The following is a 23,546-nucleotide window of genomic DNA, read 5'->3' on the forward strand; positions in this document are numbered from 1 at the left end:
GTGGTCCACGACAGCGGCTCGCCGCCGGGGACGCGCCCGTCAGGGCAGGGCCACCACCTGGGCGGCGTAGGCCAGCCCGGCGCCGAAGCCGATCTGCAGGGCCAGCGCCCCGGACTGGACCTGCCCCTCCCGCTGGAGCCGCTCGGCGGCCAGGGGGATCGAGGCGGCGGAGGTGTTGCCGGTCTGGGCGATGTCGCGGGCGATGACCACCGACTCCGGCAGGCCCAGCTGCTTGGCGAGCTGGTCGATGATCCGCATGTTGGCCTGGTGCGGGATGAACACCTCGATGTCCTCCGGGCTCAGCCCGGCGGCCTCGATGGCCTCCTTGGCGACCTTCGCCATCTCGAAGCTCGCCCACTTGAAGACCGTGGGGCCCTTCTGGCGCAGCGTCGGCCACGAGGTGTCGCTGCCGTCGCGGAAGGTGCTCCACGAGTGGGTCTGGTAGATCGCGTCGGCCTGACCGCCGTCGGAGCCCCACACCGTGGGGCCGATGCCCGGGGTGTCGGACGGGCCGACGACGGCGGCACCCGCGCCGTCGCCGAGGATGAAGGAGATCGTGCGGTCGGTCGGGTCGATGAAGTCCGACATCCGCTCGGCGCCGACGACGAGCACGTACTCGGCGGTGCCGGCGCGCACAAGGGCGTCGGCCTGGGCGATGCCGTAGCAGTACCCGGCGCAGGCCGCGGAGATGTCGTAGGCCGCGGCCGGGGTCGCGCCGATGCGGTCGGCGATGATCGTCGCCAGCGCCGGGGTCTGCTCGAGGTGGGTGACCGTGGCGACGATGACGGCGCCGAGCTGTGATCCCTCGACGCCCGCGGCGGCCAGCGCCTTCCGGGCGGCCTCCTCGGTCATCGCAGCGATGGTCTGCTCCTCGGTGGCGCGGCGGCGCTCGATGATGCCGGTGCGCTGCTGGATCCACTCGTCGGAGCTGTCGATCGGGCCGACGATGTCGTCGTTGGGCACGACGTTCTCACCGCGCACACCCCCGATGCCGAGGATGCGCGAGTAGGTGGTCGGCTGCGCCGCACGCAGGGCGGGACGGGTCATCGGGAGCCTCCGTGCTCGCGCACGAGCTCGCGGGCCGCGTCGATCTGGTCGGGGGACTTCAGGGCGAGGGTCTGCACGCCGGGCAGCGTACGTCGGGCCAGGCCGGTGAGGACACCGGCGGGCGCGAGCTCGATGACGGCGGTGACGCCCAGCTCGAGCATCGTCTCGCAGCACAGGTCCCAGCGGACCGGGCGGGCGACCTGGGCGACGATCCGCTCGAGGGCGTCGGTGCCGGAGGCGACGGCCGCGCCGTCGGCGTTGGACAGGAGGGTGGCGCGCGGGTCGGCCGGCGCGATCGCCTCGGCGGCGGTACGGACCTCCGCGACGGCGGGGGCCATGTGCTCGGTGTGGAAGGCGCCGGCCACCTGGAGCGGGACGACGCGCGCCTTGGCGGGCGGCGCGTCGGCGAGGGCGGTGAGCTGCTCGAGCGTGCCGGCGGCGACGACCTGCCCGCCGCCGTTGACGTTGGCGGCGGTGAGCCCGTGGGAGGCGAGCGTCTGCTCGACCTCGGCGGGGTCGCCGCCGACGACGGCGCTCATCCCGGTGGGCGTGACGGCGGCGGCCGCGGCCATGGCGCGTCCGCGCACCCCGACGAGCGCGAGCGCGTCGGTGGCGCTCAGCGTGCCGGCGACGGCGGCCGCGGCGAGCTCGCCGACCGAGTGGCCCGCGGTGACGTCGACGCCGCTCGTGTCGTCACCGAGCAGCGCCCGCAGGGACAGGAGCGAGGCGGCGACGATGAGCGGCTGCGCGTACTGCGTGTCCCGGATCGTCTCGGCGTCGGCCTGCGTCCCCAGCTGGCGCAGGTCCGCCTGGGCGGCCTCGCTGAAGGCGTCGAGGGTGGCGTCGAGCGCCGGCAGCTCGAGCCAGGGGCTGAGCATTCCGGGAGCCTGGGCGCCCTGACCGGGGCAGAGGATGGCAAGCACGGATTCCACTCTGCCAACAAAGGGCGCCCCGCCCACGCCTACGACGCCTACCAACTCGTTTCCGGGGCCTTGTGGAGTGTCCACAAAGACGGGGCCGCGCCGTCGGCGGCGTGCGACGGCGGTCACACCCCGGAGTGGTCTCCCGCTCCGGCCGAGAGCCGGCCGACGACGAGCGCGACCTGGAGGACGAAGGCCTCCCGGGGGACCGTCGCGTCCCAGCCGACCACCTGGGAGATGCGGCGCAGGCGGTAGCGCACGGTGTTGGGGTGGACGTACAGCGCGCGGGCGGCGGCCTCGAGCGAGCGGCCCTGGGCGAGGTACTCCCCGAGGGTCTCGAGGAGCGGGCCGCCGGCGGTGGCGAGGGGGCGGTAGATCTCGGCGAGGAGGGTGCGCCGGGCGAGGGGGTCGCCGTTGACGAGCCGCTCGGGCAGCAGCTCGTCGGCCTCGACGAGCTCGGGGGCGTCGGGCCAGGCGGGGGCCGCGAGGAGCCCCGCGAGGGCGGCGCGGGCGGAGCGTCCGGCGTCGGCGATGTCGGCGACCTGCGGGCCGATGACGACGGTGCCGGGGCGCAGGCGCGGCATGAGGGAGTCGGCGGCCGCGCGCAGCTCCTCGCCGCCGAGGACGATGACGAGCCGGTCGCCCTGGATGCCCACGAGCGCGTCGTGGGCGGCCCGGCGGCAGGCGCGGCGCAGCTCGGCGGTGCTGCGCTCGTCGAGCGGCCCGCGGGTGGTGCCGACGAGGACGACGGTGGAGCCGGTGCCGGACCAGCCGAGCGCGGAGGCGCGCGAGCGCAGGGAGGCGTCGGTGTCGCCGCGTACGAGGGAGTCCACGACGAGCGCCTCGAGGCGGGCGTCCCACGCGCCGCGGGCCTCGGCGGCGCGGGCGTAGACCTCCGCGGCGGAGAAGGCGACCTCGCGGGAGTAGCGGAGCACGGCGTCGCGCAGGTCCCGCTGCTGGCCGGGGGCGGCGAGCTGGACGGCGTTGTCCTCGACGACCTCGACGACGAGCCGCACCAGCTGGAGCGTGTGCTGCAGGGAGATCGAGCGGGTGAGCTCGGGCGGCGCGGCGCGGAAGATCTCCGCCGCGTTGTAGGTGGCTGCCGAGGAGCTCTCGTACCAGGTGATGAAGGCGGCGATGCCGGACTGGGCGACCAGCCCGATCCACGAGCGGTCCTCGGCAGCGAGCTCGCGGTACCAGGGGATCTCGGCGTCGAGGCGCTTGAGGGCCGCCGAGGTGAGCAGGTCGGTGCCGCCGCGCAGGCGCCGGACGACGTCCGAGCTGTCCTGCTCGTCGGTGGACGGGCGGGCGGGGGCCATGGCCAGAGCATAGGGGAGCGCTTGTGGGAAGCCGACAAGAGCGCCCGGCTGGTGAGAAGGGAAGGGACGGATCAGCGTCGGCTGCGCCGTCGGCGTGAGGGGAGCGCCATCTGACAGTAGGGTCAAGGACATGGCTCTTCTCGCGCGACTGAAGGCGCTGCTCACCCGGCGCAGCCCGATGCGGCGGCCGGGTACCCGGCAGGCCACGACCGCTGCCCGCAGCGCGGACCTCCCCCGGGAGGACACCCTGCGCGCCAAGCTGGTGGACGACCCGAACGACATCCAGGCCTTCCGCGAGCTGGCCGAGCTGGTCCGCCGCCGCGCGGACTCCGTGGAGCCGGTCGACCCGCTCATCGCCGAGCACGAGCACGCGGAGCACCACATCAGTGCCGACGTGGCGATCTGGGCGCTCGCCGAGGAGCTGGCCGGCAACCCGCGCGCCTGGTACCCGCTCATCGAGCTCGGCCGCCTGTCCCTGCACGAGGACCACGAGGGCGCCATGCGCCGTCTCAACGCCGCCTGCGAGCGGGAGCACACGGGCCTGGCGCTCGCCGAGGGAGTGCGCACGCTGCGCGAGGCGGACCTGCCCGGTGACGGGCTCGGGCTGGGCGTGGGGCAGTGGTCCCCGCGCGACCACGTCGTGGAGGCCGGCCGGCAGATCGTGCTCGCCGCGCTCGAGGCCGAGCGTCCGCTCGACGCGCGCCGCCACCTCGACGAGCTCAAGGTCCGCGAGGACCCCGAGACCCAGGCCGCCGTCGCCGAGCTCGAGCCCCGCGTGCAGGCCGCCGAGCGCGTCTGACGCGGCTCCCCTCCCGTCGAGAGCCGGGCTCCTCCCGGAGGAATCCGGCTCTCAACGCGTTCGGGGGCGAAACGGCGGGACATCGGTCCCTTCCGAGGGCGGTCGCTGCCTTGCTTGACTGGTAGCACCCCCGAGGGCCTCCTACCCACGGCCCTCGGCCAGCCAAGGAGGACCCCATGTCAGACACGATGCGCGCCGCCGTCGTCCCCGAGCTCGGCCAGCCGCTGAGCATCGAGGACGTCCCCGTCCCGACGCCCGGCCCCTTCGACGCGCTCGTCAAGGTCGAGTACACCGGCGTGTGCCACACCGACCTCCACGCCGCGCACGGCGACTGGCCGGTCAAGCCAGTCGCCCCCTTCATCCCCGGCCACGAGGGCGTGGGGACCGTCGTCGCCGTCGGTGAGCGGGTCGAGCGGGTCAAGGTCGGCGACACCGTCGGCAACGCCTGGCTCGCCTCCGCGTGCGGCGAGTGCGAGTACTGCCAGACCGGCTGGGAGACGCTGTGCGAGTCGCAGCAGAACAGCGGCTACTCCGTCGACGGCTCCTTCGGCCAGTACATGCTCGTCGACTCCCGCTACTGCCCCGTCATCCCCGACGGCGTGGACCCGGCCGCCGCCGCGCCGATCCTCTGCGCCGGGGTCACCGTCTACAAGGGCCTCAAGGTCACCGACACCAAGCCGGGGGAGTGGGTGCTCGTCTCGGGCATCGGCGGGCTGGGGCACATCGCCGTCCAGTACGCCGTCGCGATGGGGCTGCGGGTCGCCGCTGTCGACGTCGACGACAGCAAGCTCGAGCTGGCCCGCCGACACGGGGCGGAGGTCGCCGTCAACGCGCGCACGAGCGCGGACCCGGCGGCCGAGATCAAGGCAGCCACCGGCGGCGTCCACGGTGCGCTCGTCACCGCCGTCAACGCCCACGCCTTCCCGCAGGCCGTCGCGGCGCTGCGCCGGGGTGGCACCGTCTCGCTCGTCGGTCTGCCGCCCGAGCAGTTCCCGCTCGACATCTTCACCACGGTGCTCTTGGGTCTCACCGTGCGCGGCTCGATCGTCGGCACCCGCAAGGACATGGCCGAGGCGCTCGACTTCTTCGCCCGCGGCAAGATCAGCCCGACCTTCACGGTCCGCCCGATGGAGGAGATCAACGCGATCTTCGCCGAGATGGAGGAGGGCAGGATCGACGGCCGCGTGGTCATGACCATGGCCGGCTGACCCCCTACCGAGAACGCCGAGAGCGGAGTTGTTCCGGGGGAACAACTCCGCTCTCGGCGTTTGCAGGCGGGGAGACGCCTTACGCGTCGCCGCCGGCGGTGCCGGACTCGCCGGCGTTGACGTCGGACAGGCGGTAGCGCTCGGCCGCCTGGCGCGGGATGTCGGCGTCGATCGTGCCCTGGGCCGCGAGGGCCTGCAGCGCCTTGACCACCATCGAGTGGGAGTCGATGAGGAACTGGCGGCGCGCCGCGGGGCGGGTGTCGGAGTAGCCGAAGCCGTCCGCGCCGAGGACGTGGTAGTCGCCCGGCACCCACTGGCGGATCATGTCCGGGACCATGTGGTCCCAGTCGCTCGAGGCGATGAACGGGCCGCCGGCGTCACGCAGCTTGGTGGTGACGAAGGCCTCGCCGTGGTCGCCGCCCGGCTCGAGGAGACGCTTGCGCTCGACCTCGAGGGCCTGGCGGCGCAGCTCGCCCCAGCTCGTCACGGACCACACGCCGGCACGCACGCCCCAGTCCTCGGCGAGGATCTCGCGGGCGTGCATCGCCCACGGAACACCGACGCCCGAGGCCATGAGCTGGACCCACGGCCCGTCGCCCTCGGCCGCCGCGACGCGGTGGATGCCCTTGACGATGCCCTCGACGTCGACGTCCTCCGGCTCGGCCGGCTGGACCATCGGCTCGTTGTACACCGTGAGGTAGTACATGACGTTCGGGTCGCGCGGGTCATCGGCGCCGTACATGCGCTGCAGGCCGTCGCGGACGATGTGGCGGATCTCGTAGGCGTAGGCGGGGTCGTAGTTGACGAACGCCGGGTTCGTCTGGGCGAGCACGAGGGAGTGCCCGTCCATGTGCTGCAGACCCTCACCGGCCAGCGTCGTGCGGCCCGCGGTGGCGCCGATGACGAAGCCGCGCGCGAGCTGGTCGCCGGCGGCCCAGAACTGGTCGCCAGTCCGCTGGAAGCCGAACATCGAGTAGAAGATGTAGACCGGGATGAGCGGCTCGCCGAGGGTGGCGTAGGACGTGCCGACGGTCTGGAAGACCGCGGCCGAGCCCGCCTCGTTGATGCCCATGTGCATGATCTGGCCGGTCTCGGACTCCTTGTAGGAGAGCATGAGGTCGGCGTCCACGGCGGTGTAGTTCTGGCCGTGGGTGTTGAAGATCTTCGCGGTCGGGAAGATGGCGTCCAGGCCGAAGGTGCGGGCCTCGTCCGGGATGATCGGCACGATGCGGTTGCCGATCTCCTTGTCCTTCATCAGCTCCTTGAGGAGGCGGACGAAAGCCATGGTCGAGGCGACCTCCTGCTTGCCCGAGCCGCTCTTGAGCACCTCGAAGGGCTTGTCGCCCGGCAGGGGCAGGGTGCCCTTGTCGCCGCGCCGCTCGGGCACGAAGCCGCCCAGCGCCTTGCGCCGCTCGAGCATGTACTGCAGCGCCGGGTCGTCCTCCTCGGGCCGGTAGTACGGCGCGTTGAAGGGGTCCTCGAGCTGCTCGTCGGAGATCGGGATGCGCAGGGCGTCCCGGAGCATCTTGAGGTCCGTCGTCTTCATCTTCTTCATCTGGTGCGTGGAGTTGCGACCAGCGAAGCTCGGGCCCAGGCCGTAGCCCTTGACCGTCTGCGCGAGGATGACCGTCGGCTGACCGGTGTGGTCCATGGCGGCCTTGTAGGCGGCGTAGATCTTGCGGTAGTCGTGACCGCCGCGCTTGAGCGCCCAGATCTCGTCGTCGGTCATGTCCTTGACGAGCTCCTTGGTCCGCGGGTCGCGGCCGAAGAAGTGCTCCCGGACGTAGGCGCCGTCGTTCGCCTTGTAGGTCTGGTAGTCGCCGTCGAGCGTCTGGTTCATGAGGTTGACCAGCGCGCGGTCCTTGTCGGCGTTGAGCAGGGAGTCCCACTCGCGGCCCCACAGCACCTTGATGACGTTCCAGCCGGCCCCGCGGAAGAAGGCCTCGAGCTCCTGGATGATCTTGCCGTTGCCGCGGACCGGGCCGTCGAGGCGCTGCAGGTTGCAGTTGACGACGAAGGTGAGGTTGTCCAGCCCCTGCTGGGCGGCGAGCTGGAGCATGCCGCGCGACTCGGGCTCGTCCATCTCGCCGTCGCCGAGGAAGGCCCACACGTGCTGCTGGGAGGTGTCCTTGATCCCGCGCTCGTGGACGTAGCGGTTGGTGAAGGCCTGGTGGATGGCCTCGGCCGGGCCCAGTCCCATGGAGACCGTGGGGAACTCCCAGAAGTCGTCCATGAGGCGCGGGTGCGGGTAGGAGGGCAGCCCGCCGCCGGGGTGGGAGTGCTCCTGGCGGAAGCCGTCGAGGTCGTCCTCGGTGAGGCGGCCCTCGAGGTAGGCGCGGGCGTAGTTGCCCGGCGCTGAGTGGCCCTGGAAGAAGACCTGGTCGCCGCCGCCGGGGTGGTCCTTGCCGCGGAAGAAGTGGTTGAGGCCCACCTCGTAGAGCGTGGCGATGGAGGCGTAGGAGGAGATGTGGCCACCGACGGCCACGCCCGGGCGCTGGGCACGGGTGACCATGACGGCGGCGTTCCAGCGGATCCAGCCGCGGTACTTGCGCTCGGTGGCCTCGTCGCCGGGGAAGTAGGGCTCCTCGTGGACGCCGATGGTGTTGACGTACGGCGTCGTCATGGGCGCCGGCACGGCGACGTTGCGCTGACGTGCGCGGCGCAGCAGGTTGAGCAGCATGTACCGGGCCCGCGGCCCGCCGCGCTCGTCGATGAGACCATCGAGGGACTCGAGCCACTCCTGGGTCTCAGCGGTGTCAATGTCCCTGACCTGGCTCAGCAGGCCGTCGATGAGCGGTCCAGATCCGTCCTGTGGACTCACACGTCCTCTTTCCCTCAAGCGTCGGCGCGCCGACGCGCGTGGCTGGTGCTCGGTGTCATCCAGATTAGGCCCATTCTCTCGCTCGTTGACAGCCAGTTCCATCGCCGTGCAGCCCGGGGCGCTATGACCTTGACTACAGACGGCGGCGCGACGCGAGGCGGTTCGTCTGGGATTGGGAACGTCCCGGCAGTAGCGTTGTGCCCGTCCCCACGACCGGTGGGGTCGATCGGCGCACCTGAGCGCCACCGAGACGAGAGTGGGAGTACACGTGGCAGCGACCGCTGGCCCTGATGCCGGCAGCCGGTTCGGCTTCACCACCGGGCAGGAGATCCAGGAGTTCGGGTACGACACCGATGTCGACGAGGCGGTCCGCGAGGCCGTCTCGGACGTCACGGGGACGGACCTCGTGGACGAGGAGTACTCCGACGTCGTCGACGGCGCCATCATCTGGTGGCGCGACGACGACGGCGACGAGAGCGACCTCACCGACCTCCTCGTCGACGCCCTGGACAACCTGGACGACGCCGGGACGATCGTCGTCCTCACCCCCAAGCCGGGCCGTGGTGGCCATGTGGGCCCCGCCGTCGTCGAGGACGCGGCCCGCACGGCCGGTCTGCAGCCGACCGGCTCCGTCGCCGCCGGCGCCGACTGGAACGGGCTGCGTCTGCTCGCCCGTGGCCGCGGTCGCTGACCGGGCGCCCGTCCTCGAGCTGCCCGACACGCACGGCACGCCCGTGCGGGTCGGCGGGGCGCGCACGCGGCCGCAGCTGGTCGTGTTCCTGCCCTTCGCGTTCTCGCGCGTGTGTGGCGGTGAGCTGCGCGCGCTCGTCGAGGAGCCGCTGACGGGCGTCGACGTCGTCGCCGTCACCTGCGACCCGGTCTTCACGCTCCGCGCGTGGGGGGAGGAGGAAGGCGTGGGCTTCCCGCTGCTGTCGGACTTCTGGCCGCACGGGCGGGCGGCGCGCGCCTTCGGGGCGTTCGACGACGCGTCCGGCGCCCCGCAGCGGGTCACCTTCCTCATCGACGACGACGGCGCGGTCGCCTGGTCCGTGCGCACACCGGGTGGGGTGGCCCGGTCCGTCGCCGACTACCGCGCCGCGGTGGCCGCGCTGACGGGTTCGTAGCGCAGCCCCGCCCCTCGCCGACAGCGGCCCTGTCCCCGCCGACAGTCGGATTCCTCCACCGCTGGCCCGGCGGCCCGGCATGATGCGGCCATGGCAGAGCAACGGGTCCGGCAGCTGCGGGTCGTCGTCGAGGCGGAGGACTACGACGAGGCGGTCCGCTTCTTCCGCGACGTCCTCGGCATGGACGAGCAGGCGGCCTTCGCCGAGGGCGACGACGACCGCGTCGCCATCCTCGACGCCGGCCGCGCGACGCTCGAGATCGCCTCACCCGCCCACAAGCGGGAGATCGACCGCGTCGAGGGAGTGACCGTGCCGAGCCCGCGGATCCGGCTCGCCTTCGAGGTGGACGACTCCCCGGCGGCGACGGCGGAGCTCGCCGCCGCCGGCGGGGAGGTCGTCGCCGAGCCGGTCATGACCCCGTGGCGATCGGTGAACTCCCGGCTCGAGGCGCCCGCCGGGCTGCAGATCACCCTCTTCCAGGAGACCGAGACGCTGGAGGAGCGCAGCGCGCGCGAGGGCTTCGGCACTGGCACCGAGCGCTGACCAGTACGCTGGCCCCTGGCAGTCGCCCAGGCTGCGTCGGGGCCTGTAGCTCAGTTGGTCAGAGCGCCGCGTTTACACCGCGGAGGTCGCCGGTTCGAGACCGGCCGGGCCCACCTCACCGTCGGCGGCGGGACACGCTGCCGTACCGCTCGGCCAGCCGGGCGCACGCCTCGCGCAGCTCGGCGGGGGAGACGTCCTCGATCGGTGCGTCGAAACGGCCGAGCAAGGCGGCCAGGGCGGTCCACGACCAGGAGCCCGCTGACACCCGGCAGCGGTCGGCGTCGAGCGCGACGACGGTCCCGTCCCCGACGAACGGGGCGAGCTCGTGTGCCGGCCGGGCGAGCGTGGCCTCGCCGCGGCACGGCCAGTCGGCGCTGCCGGCCGAGCCGCGGAAGGCGCCGGTGAGGAAGGTCGACACGTCCCCGCCGGGCAGCGGCCGGGGGGTGAAGGTGACTCCGGTGCGCATCCGCGGGCGGAGGCGGTCGAGGCGGAAGGTGCGCCAGTCCTCCCGGTCGAGGTCCCACGCGACGAGGTACCAGCGCCCGGAGCGGCTCACCACGTGGTGCGGCTCGGCCCGCCGCGGGGGCCGCCCGTCCTCCTCGCTGCCATAGTCGAAGCGCAGCACCTCGCGCCGGTGGGCGGCGGCGCTGACGGCGACGAGCACCTCGGGGGCGACGGCGGGTGTTCCCGCGCGCGGGTCGACGGCGGTGACGGCGACGGCGTCGACCCGGTGGCGCAGCGCCGCGGGCATGAGCTGGCGGACGGTGGCGAGGGCCCGCGTGGCGGCGTCGTCGGTGGACAGGCCGCTGGCCGAGGCGGTCCGCAGGGCGACGGCGATCGCGACGGCCTGGTCGTCGTCGAAGAGCATCGGCGGCAGCTCGGCACCGGCCTCGAGCCGGTACCCGCCGTCGGGACCCATGACGGCGGTGACCCGGTAGCCGAGCTCGCGGAGACGGTCGACGTCGCGGCGCACGGTCCGCGGACTCACGCCCATGCGCTCGGCCAGGTGCTGCCCGGGCCAGTCGCGCCGCGTCTGCAGCAGCGAGAGCAGGCTCAGGAGCCGGGAGGTCGGCGTCGTCATGACTCCACCGTAGGGGAGGTGGCGGACACGATCTGACCTGCACTGGTGGCACCGTCGCTCCTGTCCCCACCACGGGGAGCCCACAACCGAAGGAGCACCACCATGTCCGTCGCCGTCACCCCCCACCTCAACTTCCGCGGACAGGCACGCCAGGCGCTGGAGCACTACCGATCCGTGTTCGGCGGGGAGGTCGTCGCCGTCACCCACGCCGACACCGGCCGCCCCGTCCCCGCCGGGGAGGAGGCGAACATCAGCTGGGGCCAGGTCTCCTCGCCGGCCGGCGTGCGCGTCATGGCCTACGACGTCCCCTCCACCGACCCGTGGGACCAGGGCACCAACGCGTCGTACGTGTCGGTGCGCGGGACCGACGCCGAGGAGATCCGCGGCTACTGGGAGGCGTTGGCCGCCGACGCCACCGTCCTCGTCCCGCTCGCCCCCGCCCCGTGGGCGCCGCTCTACGGGATGCTCGTCGACCCCTTCGGCATCACCTGGGTGCTCGACGTCGAGATGGCGTGGGACGGCGCCTGACGTCGCGTGCCGGGCCGGTCTGCCGCGCCGCGGTAGGCCGGCCGGTACTAGGTGCTCTCCCGCACGACGAGGGTGGCGGGCATCGTCACGGACTTCGTGGCACCGCCGGCGATGATCTCGAGGAGGAGGGAGACCATCTCGGCGCTGATGCGGTCGAAGGGCTGGCGCATCGTCGTGAGCGGCGGGTCGAGGTTGACCGCGAGCCCGGAGTCGTCGAAGCCGCCGACGGCGACGTCCTCCGGGATGCTGCGACCCGCCCGGCGCAGCACGGTGATCGCCCCGGCGGCCATGGCGTCGGAGGCCGCGAAGACGGCGTCGATGTCCGGGGCGCGCTCGAGCAGCTCGGTCATCGCGGCCGCGCCGGACTCGGTGCCGAAGTCGCCGTGGGCGACGAGCGCGGGGTCGTAGTCCGCGCCGAGCTCGTCCCGGTAGGCCTCGAAGCGGTACCGGCCACCGGGCAGGTCGAGCGGGCCGGTGATCGTCGCGATCCGCCGCCTGCCGCGCGAGCGCAGGTGGCTGACCATCTCGCGCGCGCCCCCCGCCTCGTCCACGGAGACCGAGGCGACCCGGTCGGTCCGTCCCAGGGGCAGCCCGCAGGACACGAGCGGGACCTCGTGGGCGAGGAGGAGGTCGAGGAGCGGCTCGTTCTCGTGGGAGGAGATGAGCATCGCGCCGTCGACGTGGCCGGCGGACATGTACGCGGCGACGTTCTCCCGCTCCTTCGGGGTGCCGGCGACGAGCAGGTTGAGCGTCATCTGCCGGGCGGTCAGCGCCTCGGCGGCCCCGCGCAGGAGCGGGGCGTAGGTCGGGTCGGCGAAGAGCCGGTCCTGCGGCTCGGCGAGGAGGAAGGCGATGGCGTTGGCCCGGCCCGTCGCCAGCGAGCGGGCGTGCTGGTTGGTGCGGTAGCCGGTCCGCCGGATGGCCCGCTCGACGGCGTCGCGCGCCTCGGGGGAGACCCATTTGCCGCCGTTGAGGTAGCGCGACACCGTCCCGCGCGACACGCCGGCCTCCGCCGCGACGTCGCGGATGGTCGGGCGACGCCGCGGTGCGTCGGCGGGGGCCGCGGCGGACGCGGCCGGGATGGTCTTCACCGGCCAGACCTTACGCCGTCCGAGGCGGTCAGCGGGACCGCCTGTGCGCGATCACAGGAATTCGCACCGACCGAACACAAACAACCGTTGTCGCACTTGACATTCCAGACTGTGCCCGGTCACAGTTAGCGCACGGCGCGCACCCGGCGCCGGGTCCACCGAGGCGACGGAGCGTCATGTCGAAGCAGTCCTGGCCCATCCCCGAGACGATCGCGTACGGGGGTGACTACAACCCGGAGCAGTGGCCGCGGGAGGTCTGGGACGAGGACGTCGTCCTCATGCGTGAGGCCGGCGTCAACTTCGTCAGTGTCGGCATCTTCTCCTGGGCCATGCTCGAGCCGGAGGAGGGCGTCTACGACTTCGCCTGGCTCGACGAGCTGCTCGACCTGCTCCACGCCAACGGCATCGCCGTCGACCTCGGCACCCCCTCCGTCTCCCCGCCGGCCTGGTTCTTCGCCACCTACCCCGACGCCCGCACCGTCAACAAGGACGGCGTCGTCATGGGCTTCGGCTCGCGCGGGATGGCCTCCCACGCCTCGCCGGAGTACCGGCAAGCCGTCGCCCGGATGGCCGGCGAGCTGGCCCGCCGCTACGGCTCCCACCCCGCCGTCGTCATGTGGCACGTCCACAACGAGTACGGCGTGCCTGTCGCCGAGGACTTCTCCCCGCGGGCCGTCGCGGCCTGGCAGCGCTGGCTGCAGGAGCGCTACGGCTCCCTCGAGGCCCTCAACGACGCGTGGGGCACCGCGTTCTGGGGCCAGCGCTACGGCCGCTGGGAGCACGTCGTCGCCCCCGCGACCACGCCCACCGTCGCCAACCCGGCGATGAAGCTCGACTGGGCCCGGTTCACCGACGACCAGCTGCGCGAGTGCTTCCGCCTCGAGCGGGACGCCATCCGCGCGCTCGCCCCGCAGCCCATCACGACGAACTTCATGGCCCACCAGTCGTGGAACACCGACCTGTGGAAGTGGGCGCAGGAGGTCGACATCGTCTCCGACGACCACTACCTGTGGTCCCCGGACCCCGACGCGCACGTCGGGCTCGCCCTCTCCGCCGACCTCACCCGCTCCGTCGCCCGCGGCCGCCCGTGGATCCTCATGGAGCACTCGACCTCCGCCGTCAACTGGCAGGGGCGCAACATCGCCAAGCGGCCGGGGGAGATGCACCGCAACGCCCTCACCCACGTGGGCCGCGGCGCCGACGCGATCATGTTCTTCCAGTGGCGCGCCTCCCGCTCCGGCGCGGAGAAGTTCCACTCCGCGATGCTGCCTCACGCCGGCCCCACGAGCCGCGTCTTCCGCGAGGTCGCCACGCTCGGCGAGCGCCTCGGGCGGATCGGGGAGCTGCAGGACTCGCGCGTCACCGCGCAGGTCGCGGTCCTCTACGACTGGGAGTCGCTGTGGGCCCAGGACCTCGAGTGGCGCCCCTCGGACGCGCTGCAGTTCCGCGAGCGCATGCGCGCCTACTACGAGCGGCTGTGGCGTGACGGCGTCCAGGTCGACTTCGCCCACCCGGGCGACGACCTGTCCGGCTACCGCCTCGTCGTCGCCCCGGCGTCCTACCTCCTCACGGCCGAGCAGGGGGAGAACCTCACCCGCTACGTCGCCGGCGGCGGCACCCTGCTCGTCTCGTGCTTCGCGGCCGTCGTCGACGAGCACGACGCCGTTCACGCGGGCGGCTTCGGCGCCCCCCTGCGCCAGGCCCTGGGCCTCACCGTCGAGGAGTTCCTCCCGATGCGCGAGGGCGAGAGCTGCGCCGTCGAGCTCGACGGGCAGACCGTGAGCGCGGACGTGTGGGCCGAGGACCTCGCCGTCGACGGCGCCCAGGTCCGTGGCACCTACCGCGGGGGGCCGGCCGACGGCGCCCCCGCCGTCACCCGCCACGAGCACGGCGACGGCGTGGGCTGGTACGTGAGCACCCGCCTCGACGTCGCGGCACTCGCCCGCGTCCTCGCCGCCGTGTACGACGACGCCGGGATCGCGCCGTCGTCGGCGCCCGAGGGCGTGGAGCTCATGACCCGCCACGGGAAGGACGCCGACTACCTCGTCGCCGTCAACCACCGTGAGGAGACCGTGCGCGTCCCGGCCGAGGGGACCGAGCTGCTCACAGGCAGCCCGGTGGCCGGCGTGCTCACCATCCCGGCCGGTGAGGTCGCGGTGGTCCGCCGCGGAGGTGGCCGCTGACGGCGGGGGCGTCAGCACAACGCAGGAAACACGCGGTGGCCGCGAGGACGTGGCCACCACCCGGGTGCCGACGGTGCCCCTTCAGAGAGGAAGAACAATGCGCAAGTACCTAGGAGTGGGCGCCTCGCTCGTCGCGACGGTCGCCCTCGTGGCGGCGTGCAGCGACGACGCGGAGCCCAGCGCCGAGCCCGCCGCCACCCAGGAGAGCACGGGCGGAAGCGACGCCGCGGGCGCCGAGCTCGTCGTGTGGTCCGACGCGGAGCGGGAGGAGGCCATCCAGCAGGCCGCCGCCGACTTCGAGGCGGACACCGGGGCGACGGTCACCGTCGTCCAGAAGAACTTCGAGGACCTGCGCGCGGACTTCCTCGCCCAGGTGCCCACCGGCGAGGGCCCCGACATCACCGTCGGTGCGCACGACTGGCTCGGTGAGTTCGTCGAGTCCGGCGTCGTCGACACCATCGACCTCGGCGAGCGGACCGCCGACTTCGAGGACGTCACCCTCGAGGCCCTCACCTACGACGGCCAGCTCTACGCCCTGCCCTACGCGCAGGAGACCGTCGGCCTCATCCAGAACGTCGACCTCGTCGGCGAGGAGACCCCCGAGACCTGGGACGAGCTCGTCACGATGGCCACCGAGGCCGGTTTCGGCGACCGCCCTGTCGTCTTCTACACCAACGGCACGGAGGGTGACATGTACACCTCCTACGCCTTCCAGACCTCCTTCGGGGCGCCGGTCTTCGTCCAGGACGAGGAGGGCTCCTACACCAGCGAGGTCGGCCTCGGCGGGGACGCCGGCCTGGCCTTCGCGCAGTGGCTGTACGACAACGGCCAGGCGGGCACCGGCTACTTCACCGACACGGTCGACTACGACATCGGCAACGAGCTCTTCGCCACCGCCCAGTCGCCCTTCATCGTCCAGGGCCCGTGGACCATCCCGGTCTACCAGGACGCCGGCGTGAACGTCGCCGTCGGCCCGGTGCCGTCCGCCGGTGGGGAGACCGCCGCGCCCTTCGTCGGCGTCCAGGGCTTCTACCTGTCCGCGCAGTCCGACAACGCACTGCTGGCCAACGAGTTCCTCGCGAACTACATGTCCACCGACGAGGCGCAGCAGGCGCTCTACGAGGCCGACCCGCGCATCCCGGCGCTGACCTCCGTCGCCGAGGAGGTCGCCAGCGACACGGTCATCGCCGGCTTCCTCGAGTCGGCCCAGAACGGTGTGCCGATGCCCAACATCCCCGAGATGGGCGCCGTGTGGGAGTTCTGGAACCCCGTGCAGATCGCGCTGATCAAGGGTGAGAACCCGCAGGACGTCTGGCCGACCATGGTCAGCAACATCGAGTCCGCGATCGCCGACTGACCCCGTCCGCCGGGTCGGGGCGCGCCGCGCCCCGACCCGGCAGGACAGACCCGAAGGAGTCGAGATGTCCGTCGGTCAGGAGGGCGTGACGCGCCCGCCCGCGCCCGCCGAGGTCCACGCCCGCAGCTGGCGAGGCCCGGGCTGGGGCTTCCTGCTCAAGCTCGTCGTCATGATGGTCGTCAACGCCCTGGGCGTGGCGGCGATCCTGTCGGCCTACAGCGCCAGGTCCTGGTTCATCCTGGGCGTGCTCGTCGTGCTGCTCGTGCTCGCGGACTGGATCTACTTCTCCCGCCGGGTCGTGCCGCTGAAGTACCTCTACCCGGGGCTCGTCTTCCTCGGGGTCTTCCAGATCTTCACGATGGGCTACACCGGCTACGTCGCCTTCACCAACTACGGCACCGGCCACCTCGGCTCGATGGAGCAGGCCGTGGAGGCCGCGCTCATCCAGGACGAGCGCCGCGTGGAGGACTCGCCCTCCTACCCCCTCGCGCTCGTGCGCGACGGCGGGGAGCTGGGTTTCGCCGTCACCGGTGAGGACGGCGTCGTCCGGGTGGGCACCGAGGAGCAGCCGCTGGAGCCCGTATCGGGTGCCGTCGTCGACGACCGCGGTGCCGCCGTCGAGGTCCCCGGGTGGGAGGTCGTCCCGCGCGCGGAGCTCTTCAGCGACGCCGCGCTGCAGGAGGCCGCCGCCGACCTGCGCGTGCCCGTGTCGGACGACGCCGAGGACGGCGCCATCCGCACCCGCGAGGGCTCCACCGGCACCGTCTACACCTCGAGCCTCGAGTGGGACCCGCAGGCGCAGACGCTGACCGACACCGAGACCGGCACCGTCTACTCCCCGGACGACCGCGGCAGCTTCGTCAGCCCCGAGGGGGAGCGGCTGGCCGCCGGCTGGTACGTGAGCGTGGGCTTCGACAACTTCGTCCGGGCCTTCACCGACGCCGCCTACGCCGGGCCGCTGCTCAAGGTCACGCTGTGGACCTTCGCCTTCGCCGCGCTCACGGTGCTCACGAGCTTCGGCCTGGGCCTGCTCATCGCGCTCATCTACAACGACACCCGGGTGCGCGGCCGCAAGGTGCTGCGCACCGTGTTCATCCTTCCCTACGCCTTCCCGGCCTTCATGTCCGCGCTCCTGTGGCGCGGCATGCTCAACCAGGAGTTCGGCGTCATCAACGACTGGTTCTTCCTCGGGGCGGGCATCCCGTGGCTCAGCGACCCGTGGCTGGCCAAGCTCGCCGTCCTGTGGGTCAACCTGTGGCTCAGCTACCCCTACTGGCTGCTTGTGACGACCGGTGCGCTGCAGTCGCTGCCGGCCGAGACGATGGAGGCCGCCCGCATCGACGGCGCCGGCCGCTGGCGCCAGTTCCGCTCGATCACTCTGCCGCTGCTCATGGTCTCGACGGCGCCGCTGGCGATCTCCTCCTTCGCCTTCAACTTCAACAACTTCACGATCATCTACATGCTCACCGGCGGTGGGCCGGCCTTCCCCGGCGCCCAGGTGCCCCTGGGGTCCACCGACATCCTCATCTCCGCGATCTACCAGATCTCCGGGGTGTCCGGCGGCCGGGCGGACTACGGCCTGGCGAGCGCGCTGTCGATCATCGTCTTCATCGTCATCGGACTCATCTCGGCCCTGGCCTTCCGCCGGACCCGCAAGCTCGAGGAGATCTAGCCATGACCTCGCTCCAGGAGACCGGCCGCACGACGGCCCGCCGGCGCCGCTGGTGGGCGGAGGTGGGCTGGAAGTACCCGGTCGCCGTCGTCATCGTGTTCTACGCGGCCTTCCCGCTCGTCTACGCGCTCTCGGCCTCCCTCGACCCGCAGGGCTCCCTCGCCGGGTCCTCCTCGCTCTTCGACGAGCTCAGCACGCTGAACTACGCCGAGCTGGGCGAGACGCGGTACTGGACGTGGGTGGCCAACACGCTGCTCGTGTGCAGCGCGGCCGCGGTCGGCGCGGTCCTCATGGGCGGCGCGGCGGCCTACGCCTTCTCCCGCTTCCGCTTCCGCGGGCGGCGCGCCTCGCTCACCACCCTGCTCATCATCCAGATGTTCCCGCAGACAGTGGCCTTCGTCGCTGTCTTCCTCCTGCTCATCGCGCTCGGGGAGGTCGTGCCGCAGCTGGGCGTCAACTCCAAGCTCGCGCTCATCTGCGTGTACCTGGGCGGTGCGCTGGGCGCCAACACCTTCCTCATGTACGGCTTCTTCAACACGATCCCCATCGAGATCGACGAGGCCGCCCGCATCGACGGCGCGCCGCACGCGCAGATCTACTGGCGGATCATCATGCCGCTCGTGACGCCGATCCTCGCCGTCGTCGGGCTGCTCGCCTTCATCTCCTCCTTCGGCGACTTCATCCTCGCGCGCATCGTGCTCACCGGGGAGGACAACTGGACGCTCGCGGTGGGGATGTACCAGTGGGTGTCCAACCAGCTGACCTCCCGGTGGGGACTGTTCGCGGCCGGCTCGGTCGTCGCCGCGGTGCCCATCCTCGTGCTGTTCCTCTCGCTCCAGCGCTACATCGTCGGCGGCCTGTCCGCCGGGTCCGTCAAGGGCTGAGGCACGTACCTCCTGACGACTGCCCCGTGCACCCGCACGGGGCGGAGATCGACGACGATCAACGGAAAGGACCGACATGGCAGGCAGGACAAGGAGGGCAGCCGTGGTCGCCGCGGCCACCGCTGCCCTCGTGGGCGGGGCGCTGGTCGCACCCGCCGGGGCGGCGGAGGAGCCGGTCGAGGCCGGCATCACCGTGCCCAGGGTCGAGGGCATGGGGGAGGACTGGATCAACGGCGCCGACGTCTCCTCGGTGCTGTCCCTCGAGGAAAGTGGGGTGACCTTCCGCGACTTCGCCGGCAACGAGGCGGACCTCTTCGAGGTCCTCGCCGACGCCGGGGTCAACTGGGCGCGCGTGCGGGTGTGGAACCAGCCCTTCCTCGCCGCCGACCCGACGAAGGGCTACGGCGCCGGCAACGTCGACGCCGACCGCGCGACGGAGATCGGCGTGCGCGCCACCGATGCCGGCATGCGCGTCCTCGTGAACTTCCACTACTCCGACTTCTGGGCCCACCCCGGCCAGCAGCACAGCCCGCGCGCGTGGCGCGACCTCACGCACGACGAGCGGGTGACGGCGCTGTACGACTACACCGCCGCGACCCTCACGCAGATGGAGGCGGCCGGCGTCGACGTCGGCATGGTGCAGATCGGCAACGAGACGACGGGCGGCGAGATCGCCGGCACCCGCGGCTGGGACCAGACGGCCGAGCTCTTCGACGCCGGCTCCCGCGCCGTGCGCGACACCCTGGGCGACGACGTCAAGGTCGCCGTCCACTTCACCAACCCCGAGCGGGCCGGCCAGTACGCCGAGGTCGCCCGCCAGCTCGACGTGCATGGCGTCGACTACGACGTCTTCCTCAGCTCCTACTACGCCTTCTGGCACGGCAGCCTCGCGAACCTCACGAGCGTGCTCGACCACGTGGCCACGACCTACGACAAGGAGGTGGCGGTCGCCGAGACGTCGTGGACCTACACGCTCGACGACGGGGACGGCACGCCGAACTCGGTGCAGAGCGTCGACGGTCCCTACTCGGTCTCCCCACAGGGCCAGGCGCTGGCCGTGCGCGACGTCATGCAGGCGGTGGCGAACGTGTCCGACGGACGCGGCATCGGCACCTTCTACTGGGAGCCGGCGTGGCTCCCGGTCGGCCCGCCGGACGAGTTCGAGCAGAACTGGGAGCTGTGGCAGCGTGACGGCTCCGGCTGGGCGACGACGTACTCCCAGGAGTTCTACGACCCCGACGGCGGGTGGTCGCCCGACCTCGACCCCTCGGAGTGGGCGGACGCCTACGGCGGTTCGGGCTGGGACAACCAGGCGCTCTTCGCCCACGACGGCACGCCGCTGGAGTCGCTGCGCGTGTACGAGTACGCCCGTACCGGTTCGGTGGGCCCGCGTGAGGTCGACGCCGTCGCCAGCCCCCAGCTCTCGGTGCTCGAGGGAGAGCCGGTCGCGCTGCCCGCGACCGTGAGCGTCTCCTACACCGACGGCACCTCCGAGGAGCAGGCGGTGACCTGGCACGACTCCACCGACTGGATCCTCGGCGTCGGCACCTACCGCGTGCGGGGCACCACCGAGGCCGGCCACCCGGTGGCCGCCACCGTGACCGTCCGTTCGGGTGACGCGACGGGCACCAACCTCGTCGTCAACCCCGGCTTCGAGGACGGCGTGGCCCCGTGGACCGGAAGTGGCAGCGGGTACACGATCAGCAGCTCGAGCGACCCCTACCAGGGCAGCCGCTCCCTCCACTTCTTCGCCGAAGGCCCCTACAGCTTCTCGGTGGAGCAGGTGCTCCGCGACGTCCCGCCGGGGGAGTACCGGCTCTCGGCCGTCGCGCACGGTGGTGCCGCCGGCGCGGCGGACACGATGAGCATCTCCGCCGCCTCCGGGATCTCCACCGTGTCCGCGCCCTTCGGCCTCGCCGGGTGGCAGGTGTGGCAGCGTCCGCAGACCGGTCCGATCACCGTGGGCGCCGACGGCGTGGTGACCATCCGCGCCGAGCTCAGCCTCAGCGGCGGGGCGTGGGGTGCGCTGGACGAGTTCTCCTTCACCGCGGTGGAGGAGCCGACAGTGGTCGATACGGCCGAGCTCGAGGGCTTCGTCGCGGCCGCGGAGGGCGTGGACCGCGCCGCGTACACCGCCGAGTCCCTCGCCGTGCTCGACGCCGCCTTGGCCCGTGCCGCCTTCGTCCTCGGCTCGCCGGAGCCGAGCCAGGCCAGCGTGGACGCGGCGGCCGGTGAGCTCGAGGCGGCGCTCGCCGCACTCGTCGAGGTGCCCGGGCCCGAGCCCACGGAGCCGGGCGGGCCCACCGCCCCCGGTGGCCCGACCGACCCGGGGGACACCCCGGGCGCGGACCCCGACGGCCCGGCCGGTCCTGCCGACCGTCCCGGCGCCGGCCCGCGGGGCGGTGAGCTGCCCCGCACCGGCGTCACCGCGCCGCTGCTCACGGTCGCTCTGCTCCTCGGCCTCGGTGCCACCGCGCTGGTCGTGCGGCGGCGGATGACCGCCGGCTGAGCCCAGCCCGACGACGTGGCCCGCTCCTCCCGAGGAGTGGGCCACGTCCGTCGGTTCGACCACGATGCGAGATGCCGCGCAGGCGGCCGCCGCCACGCCGCGGCACGGGCCGAGGATGGGGGCAGCGGCCGCGCCGGCCGTGTCCGTCGACGAGAGGCACCCCATGAGCGTCACCGACGAGCTCCTCCGCAACGCCGAGGCCTACGCCCCCGGCCCGGCACGTCGCCGTCGTCGCCTGCATGGACGCCCGGCTCAACCCGTACGGGCTGCTCGGGCTCGAGGAGGGTGACGCCCACGTCATCCGCAACGCCGGCGGGGTCATCACCGACGACGAGATCCGGTCCCTGGTCATCAGTCAGCGCCTCCTCGGCACCCGGGAGATCATCCTCGTCCACCACACCGACTGCGGGATGCTCACCTTCACCGACGACGAGCTCAAGGCCCAGATCGAGGCCGACACGGGTATCCGTCCGCCGTGGTCCCCGGAGTCCTTCCGCGACCCGGCCGAGGACGTGCGCCAGTCCCTCGCGCGGATCGCCGCGAACCCCTTCGTCCCGCACAAGGACCAGGTCCGCGGCTTCGTCTACTCCGTCACGGACGGGACGCTCACGGAGGTCGAGTAGCCCCCCGCGGCCGGGGTACCGGCGCCGAGCTCACGGACTAGCCTCCCGACATGGCCCGGACGGTCGCCGAGAAGATGGGGGTACGGGCCGGGGCCCGCGCCCACGTCGTCGGTGCGCCGCCCGAGGCCGTCGCCGCGATGGGGCTGCCGGAGCTCGACCTCGCCCAGGAGCTCGAGGGCGACTTCGACCACCTCCACGTCTTCGTCACCCGACAGGAGGACCTGGTCACCGCCCTCGGCTCCCTACGCGACCACCTGCGCCCGCGCGGCACGCTGTGGGTGTCCTGGCCCAAGGGCGGGCAGCTGGGAACCGACCTCACCCTCCACGTGGTCATCGCCCTGGCCTACGACGCCGGCCTCGTCGAGAGCACCTGCCTGCGCGTGGACGACACCTGGTCCGCCCTCAAGCTCACCCTGCCGAAGCCCGGCAAGATCTACCACAACAGCTACGGCACCCTGCCGGGAGGCTGACGCACAGAAGTCCCGGAGCGGACGGGCCGCTCCGGGACTCGGCGGTGGCGCGAGCGGCGGCGTCGACGATGTCGGCGACGGCGGCCGGCTGGGAGACGGACACGGCGTGCGACGCGTCGATCTCGGTGGTGTGCGAGCCGGCTCGCTCGGCCATGAAGCGCATCGAGTCGGCCGGGATGGCGAGGTCCTGGGTCGTGATGAGGGCCCAGCTGGGGATGGTCCGCCAGGCGGCCTTCGTCGCCCGGTCCTCCAGGGCGCTCGCGGCGATCGGCCGCTGAGTCGCGGCCATGAGGTCGGCCACGTCGGGCGCGACGTCGGCGGCGAAGACCCGGCGGAACTCACCGGGCGCGATGTAGAGGTCCGAGGCGGTCGCGCCGTCGGCGGTGGGGAAGGGGCGGGGCGCCAGTGCGGGCCCGAGCTCGCCGCCGGGGTACTTCGCGGCGAGCTCGGCGGTGCTCTCACCGACGTCGAGGTGGAAGCTGGCGACGTAGACGAGTTCCGTGACGTTCGCGGCGCCCTCGGCGGCCTCGCCCATGACGGAGCCGCCGTAGGAGTGGCCGACGACGACGACCGGGCCGTCGATGCTGTCGATGACGCTGCGCAGGTAGGCGGCGTCCTGGGCGAGCCCGCGCAGCGGGTTGGCGACGGCGACCGAGCGGTAGCCGCGCCTGGAGAGGTCAGCGACGACGCCGTTCCAGCTGGCGGACTCGGCGAAGGCGCCGTGGACGAGGACCACGGTGGGGGTGGTGAAGCCGGTGGTGTTCAGGGACAACGTCTACCGCCGCCTGCGTGACGTCATCGTCGACGGCACCTTCGCCCCAGGGGAGCAGCTGCGCGACGGGGACCTGGCCGCGTGGCTCGGCGTGAGCCGCACCCCCGTGCGCGAGGCACTGCTCCGTCTTGCGGAGGCCGGACTGGTGACGGCGCAGCCGGGGCGCTCGACCACCGTCACCTCGCTCACCGAGCGCAGCGTCCGCGAGGCGCGCGACGTCGTCGCCGCCATGCACCAGCTGGCCGTCCGTGAAGCCGTCGACAGCCTCTCCGAGGACGACCTCGAGACCATGCGCGCGGCCAAAGCCCGGTTCCGCGCGGCGCTCGCGGAGGGGGACGTCGACGCGGCGCTCGCCGCCGACGACGACCTGCACGCCGTGCCCGTCGCCGCCAACCGCGCCCTCAGCACGGTGCTCGAGCAGTTCACCGCGGTGCTCCGCCGCGCCGAGCGCCTGCGCTTCTCCACGGTGGACGCCGAGGCGTCGGCGGACCGGCACGACGAGCTCATCGCGGCCTGCGCGGACCGCGACGTCGAGCGGGCCGAGCGGATCGCCGGCACCATCTGGAGCACGCTGCCTGCGGCCGAGTGAGCGCGC

The 23,546-nt window shown here is 72.7% G+C and carries 21 protein-coding genes and 1 tRNA gene; 15 read left to right on the forward strand and 7 right to left on the reverse strand.

What is annotated here, in order from left to right:
* Window positions 1–39: 39 nt before the first annotated feature.
* From AA0005_RS07535 to AA0005_RS07545, 3 genes are all read right to left on the reverse strand, one after another.
* Window positions 40–1,047, reverse strand: coding sequence for a beta-ketoacyl-ACP synthase III (locus AA0005_RS07535; RefSeq protein ID WP_413452793.1), 1,008 nt, complete (start codon window positions 1,045–1,047; stop codon window positions 40–42).
* Window positions 1,044–1,970 (reverse strand): ACP S-malonyltransferase, encoded by a 927-nt coding sequence (locus tag AA0005_RS07540; RefSeq protein WP_413452794.1) that lies wholly within the window; start codon window positions 1,968–1,970, stop codon window positions 1,044–1,046. Before AA0005_RS07540 ends, AA0005_RS07535 begins: the two co-directional genes overlap by 4 nt.
* A gap of 122 nt (window positions 1,971–2,092) precedes the next feature.
* Window positions 2,093–3,286 carry a PucR family transcriptional regulator gene (locus tag AA0005_RS07545; RefSeq protein ID WP_413452795.1) on the reverse strand — a complete coding sequence of 398 codons (1,194 nt, stop codon included), beginning with the start codon at window positions 3,284–3,286 and terminating at the stop codon, window positions 2,093–2,095.
* Window positions 3,287–3,416: 130 nt separating this feature from the next.
* Here AA0005_RS07545 and AA0005_RS07550 point away from each other — a divergent pair, with 130 nt between their 5' ends.
* On the forward strand, window positions 3,417–4,085 hold the full coding sequence (locus AA0005_RS07550; protein WP_413452796.1) for a hypothetical protein: 669 nt from the start codon (window positions 3,417–3,419) through the stop codon (window positions 4,083–4,085).
* A 176-nt stretch (window positions 4,086–4,261) separates the two neighbouring features.
* On the forward strand, window positions 4,262–5,293 hold the full coding sequence (gene adhP, locus AA0005_RS07555; protein WP_413452797.1) for an alcohol dehydrogenase AdhP: 1,032 nt from the start codon (window positions 4,262–4,264) through the stop codon (window positions 5,291–5,293).
* Window positions 5,294–5,372: 79 nt separating this feature from the next.
* Here adhP and aceE read toward each other — a convergent pair whose 3' ends face one another.
* Complete coding sequence (gene aceE, locus AA0005_RS07560; protein ID WP_413452798.1) at window positions 5,373–8,114, reverse strand: pyruvate dehydrogenase (acetyl-transferring), homodimeric type; 2,742 nt, start codon at window positions 8,112–8,114, stop codon at window positions 5,373–5,375.
* 268 nt (window positions 8,115–8,382) lie between these two features.
* Between aceE and AA0005_RS07565 the strand changes: the two genes are divergently transcribed.
* The 4 genes from AA0005_RS07565 to AA0005_RS07580 all read left to right on the forward strand — a co-directional run bounded on the left by AA0005_RS07565 (window position 8,383) and on the right by AA0005_RS07580 (window position 9,894).
* A complete protein-coding gene (locus AA0005_RS07565) occupies window positions 8,383–8,805 on the forward strand; it encodes a DUF3052 domain-containing protein (protein ID WP_413452799.1) in 423 nt (140 codons plus the stop codon).
* A complete protein-coding gene (locus tag AA0005_RS07570; protein ID WP_413452800.1) occupies window positions 8,789–9,238 on the forward strand; it encodes a redoxin domain-containing protein in 450 nt (149 codons plus the stop codon). Before AA0005_RS07565 ends, AA0005_RS07570 begins: the two co-directional genes overlap by 17 nt.
* A gap of 90 nt (window positions 9,239–9,328) precedes the next feature.
* Window positions 9,329–9,781, forward strand: a complete 453-nt coding sequence (locus AA0005_RS07575; RefSeq protein WP_413452801.1) for a VOC family protein — start codon at window positions 9,329–9,331, stop codon at window positions 9,779–9,781.
* A gap of 39 nt (window positions 9,782–9,820) precedes the next feature.
* Window positions 9,821–9,894: transfer RNA gene (locus AA0005_RS07580), tRNA-Val, on the forward strand.
* A gap of 2 nt (window positions 9,895–9,896) precedes the next feature.
* On the opposite strand, the gene AA0005_RS07585 is transcribed toward AA0005_RS07580, so the two are convergent.
* On the reverse strand, window positions 9,897–10,862 hold the full coding sequence (locus tag AA0005_RS07585; protein WP_413452802.1) for a helix-turn-helix transcriptional regulator: 966 nt from the start codon (window positions 10,860–10,862) through the stop codon (window positions 9,897–9,899).
* A 102-nt stretch (window positions 10,863–10,964) separates the two neighbouring features.
* Here AA0005_RS07585 and AA0005_RS07590 point away from each other — a divergent pair, with 102 nt between their 5' ends.
* Window positions 10,965–11,390 carry a VOC family protein gene (locus tag AA0005_RS07590; protein ID WP_413452803.1) on the forward strand — a complete coding sequence of 142 codons (426 nt, stop codon included), beginning with the start codon at window positions 10,965–10,967 and terminating at the stop codon, window positions 11,388–11,390.
* Window positions 11,391–11,437: 47 nt separating this feature from the next.
* Here the strand turns inward: AA0005_RS07590 and AA0005_RS07595 are convergent, their stop codons facing one another.
* Entirely contained in the window at window positions 11,438–12,481 is a 1,044-nt protein-coding gene (locus AA0005_RS07595; RefSeq protein WP_413452804.1) for a LacI family DNA-binding transcriptional regulator, read from the reverse strand.
* Between the two features lie 176 nt (window positions 12,482–12,657).
* Here AA0005_RS07595 and AA0005_RS07600 point away from each other — a divergent pair, with 176 nt between their 5' ends.
* The 7 genes from AA0005_RS07600 to AA0005_RS07630 all read left to right on the forward strand — a co-directional run bounded on the left by AA0005_RS07600 (window position 12,658) and on the right by AA0005_RS07630 (window position 22,179).
* Complete coding sequence (locus AA0005_RS07600; RefSeq protein WP_413452805.1) at window positions 12,658–14,664, forward strand: beta-galactosidase; 2,007 nt, start codon at window positions 12,658–12,660, stop codon at window positions 14,662–14,664.
* 97 nt (window positions 14,665–14,761) lie between these two features.
* Window positions 14,762–16,021 (forward strand): extracellular solute-binding protein, encoded by a 1,260-nt coding sequence (locus tag AA0005_RS07605; protein ID WP_413452806.1) that lies wholly within the window; start codon window positions 14,762–14,764, stop codon window positions 16,019–16,021.
* Between the two features lie 64 nt (window positions 16,022–16,085).
* Window positions 16,086–17,693 carry an ABC transporter permease subunit gene (locus AA0005_RS07610; protein ID WP_413452807.1) on the forward strand — a complete coding sequence of 536 codons (1,608 nt, stop codon included), beginning with the start codon at window positions 16,086–16,088 and terminating at the stop codon, window positions 17,691–17,693.
* A 2-nt stretch (window positions 17,694–17,695) separates the two neighbouring features.
* Complete coding sequence (locus tag AA0005_RS07615) at window positions 17,696–18,577, forward strand: sugar ABC transporter permease (protein WP_413452808.1); 882 nt, start codon at window positions 17,696–17,698, stop codon at window positions 18,575–18,577.
* Between the two features lie 103 nt (window positions 18,578–18,680).
* The gene (locus AA0005_RS07620) at window positions 18,681–21,086 is read left to right on the forward strand and encodes a glycosyl hydrolase 53 family protein (protein ID WP_413452809.1); all 2,406 of its coding nucleotides are present in this window, start codon (window positions 18,681–18,683) and stop codon (window positions 21,084–21,086) included.
* 239 nt (window positions 21,087–21,325) lie between these two features.
* On the forward strand, window positions 21,326–21,709 hold the full coding sequence (locus AA0005_RS07625) for a beta-class carbonic anhydrase (protein ID WP_413452810.1): 384 nt from the start codon (window positions 21,326–21,328) through the stop codon (window positions 21,707–21,709).
* Between the two features lie 50 nt (window positions 21,710–21,759).
* Entirely contained in the window at window positions 21,760–22,179 is a 420-nt protein-coding gene (locus tag AA0005_RS07630; RefSeq protein ID WP_413452811.1) for a hypothetical protein, read from the forward strand.
* Here the strand turns inward: AA0005_RS07630 and AA0005_RS07635 are convergent.
* Window positions 22,118–22,951, reverse strand: coding sequence for an alpha/beta fold hydrolase (locus AA0005_RS07635; protein WP_413452812.1), 834 nt, complete (start codon window positions 22,949–22,951; stop codon window positions 22,118–22,120). The genes AA0005_RS07630 and AA0005_RS07635 overlap by 62 nt on opposite strands.
* On the opposite strand from AA0005_RS07635, the gene AA0005_RS07640 reads away from it, so the two are divergent.
* Entirely contained in the window at window positions 22,935–23,540 is a 606-nt protein-coding gene (locus AA0005_RS07640; RefSeq protein WP_413452813.1) for a GntR family transcriptional regulator, read from the forward strand. The two genes, AA0005_RS07635 and AA0005_RS07640, sit on opposite strands and share 17 nt — an antisense overlap.
* Window positions 23,541–23,546: the final 6 nt, after the last annotated feature.

The organism is Georgenia phoenicis (assembly GCF_047302425.1).
In the GTDB taxonomy this organism is placed as follows: domain Bacteria; phylum Actinomycetota; class Actinomycetes; order Actinomycetales; family Actinomycetaceae; genus Oceanitalea.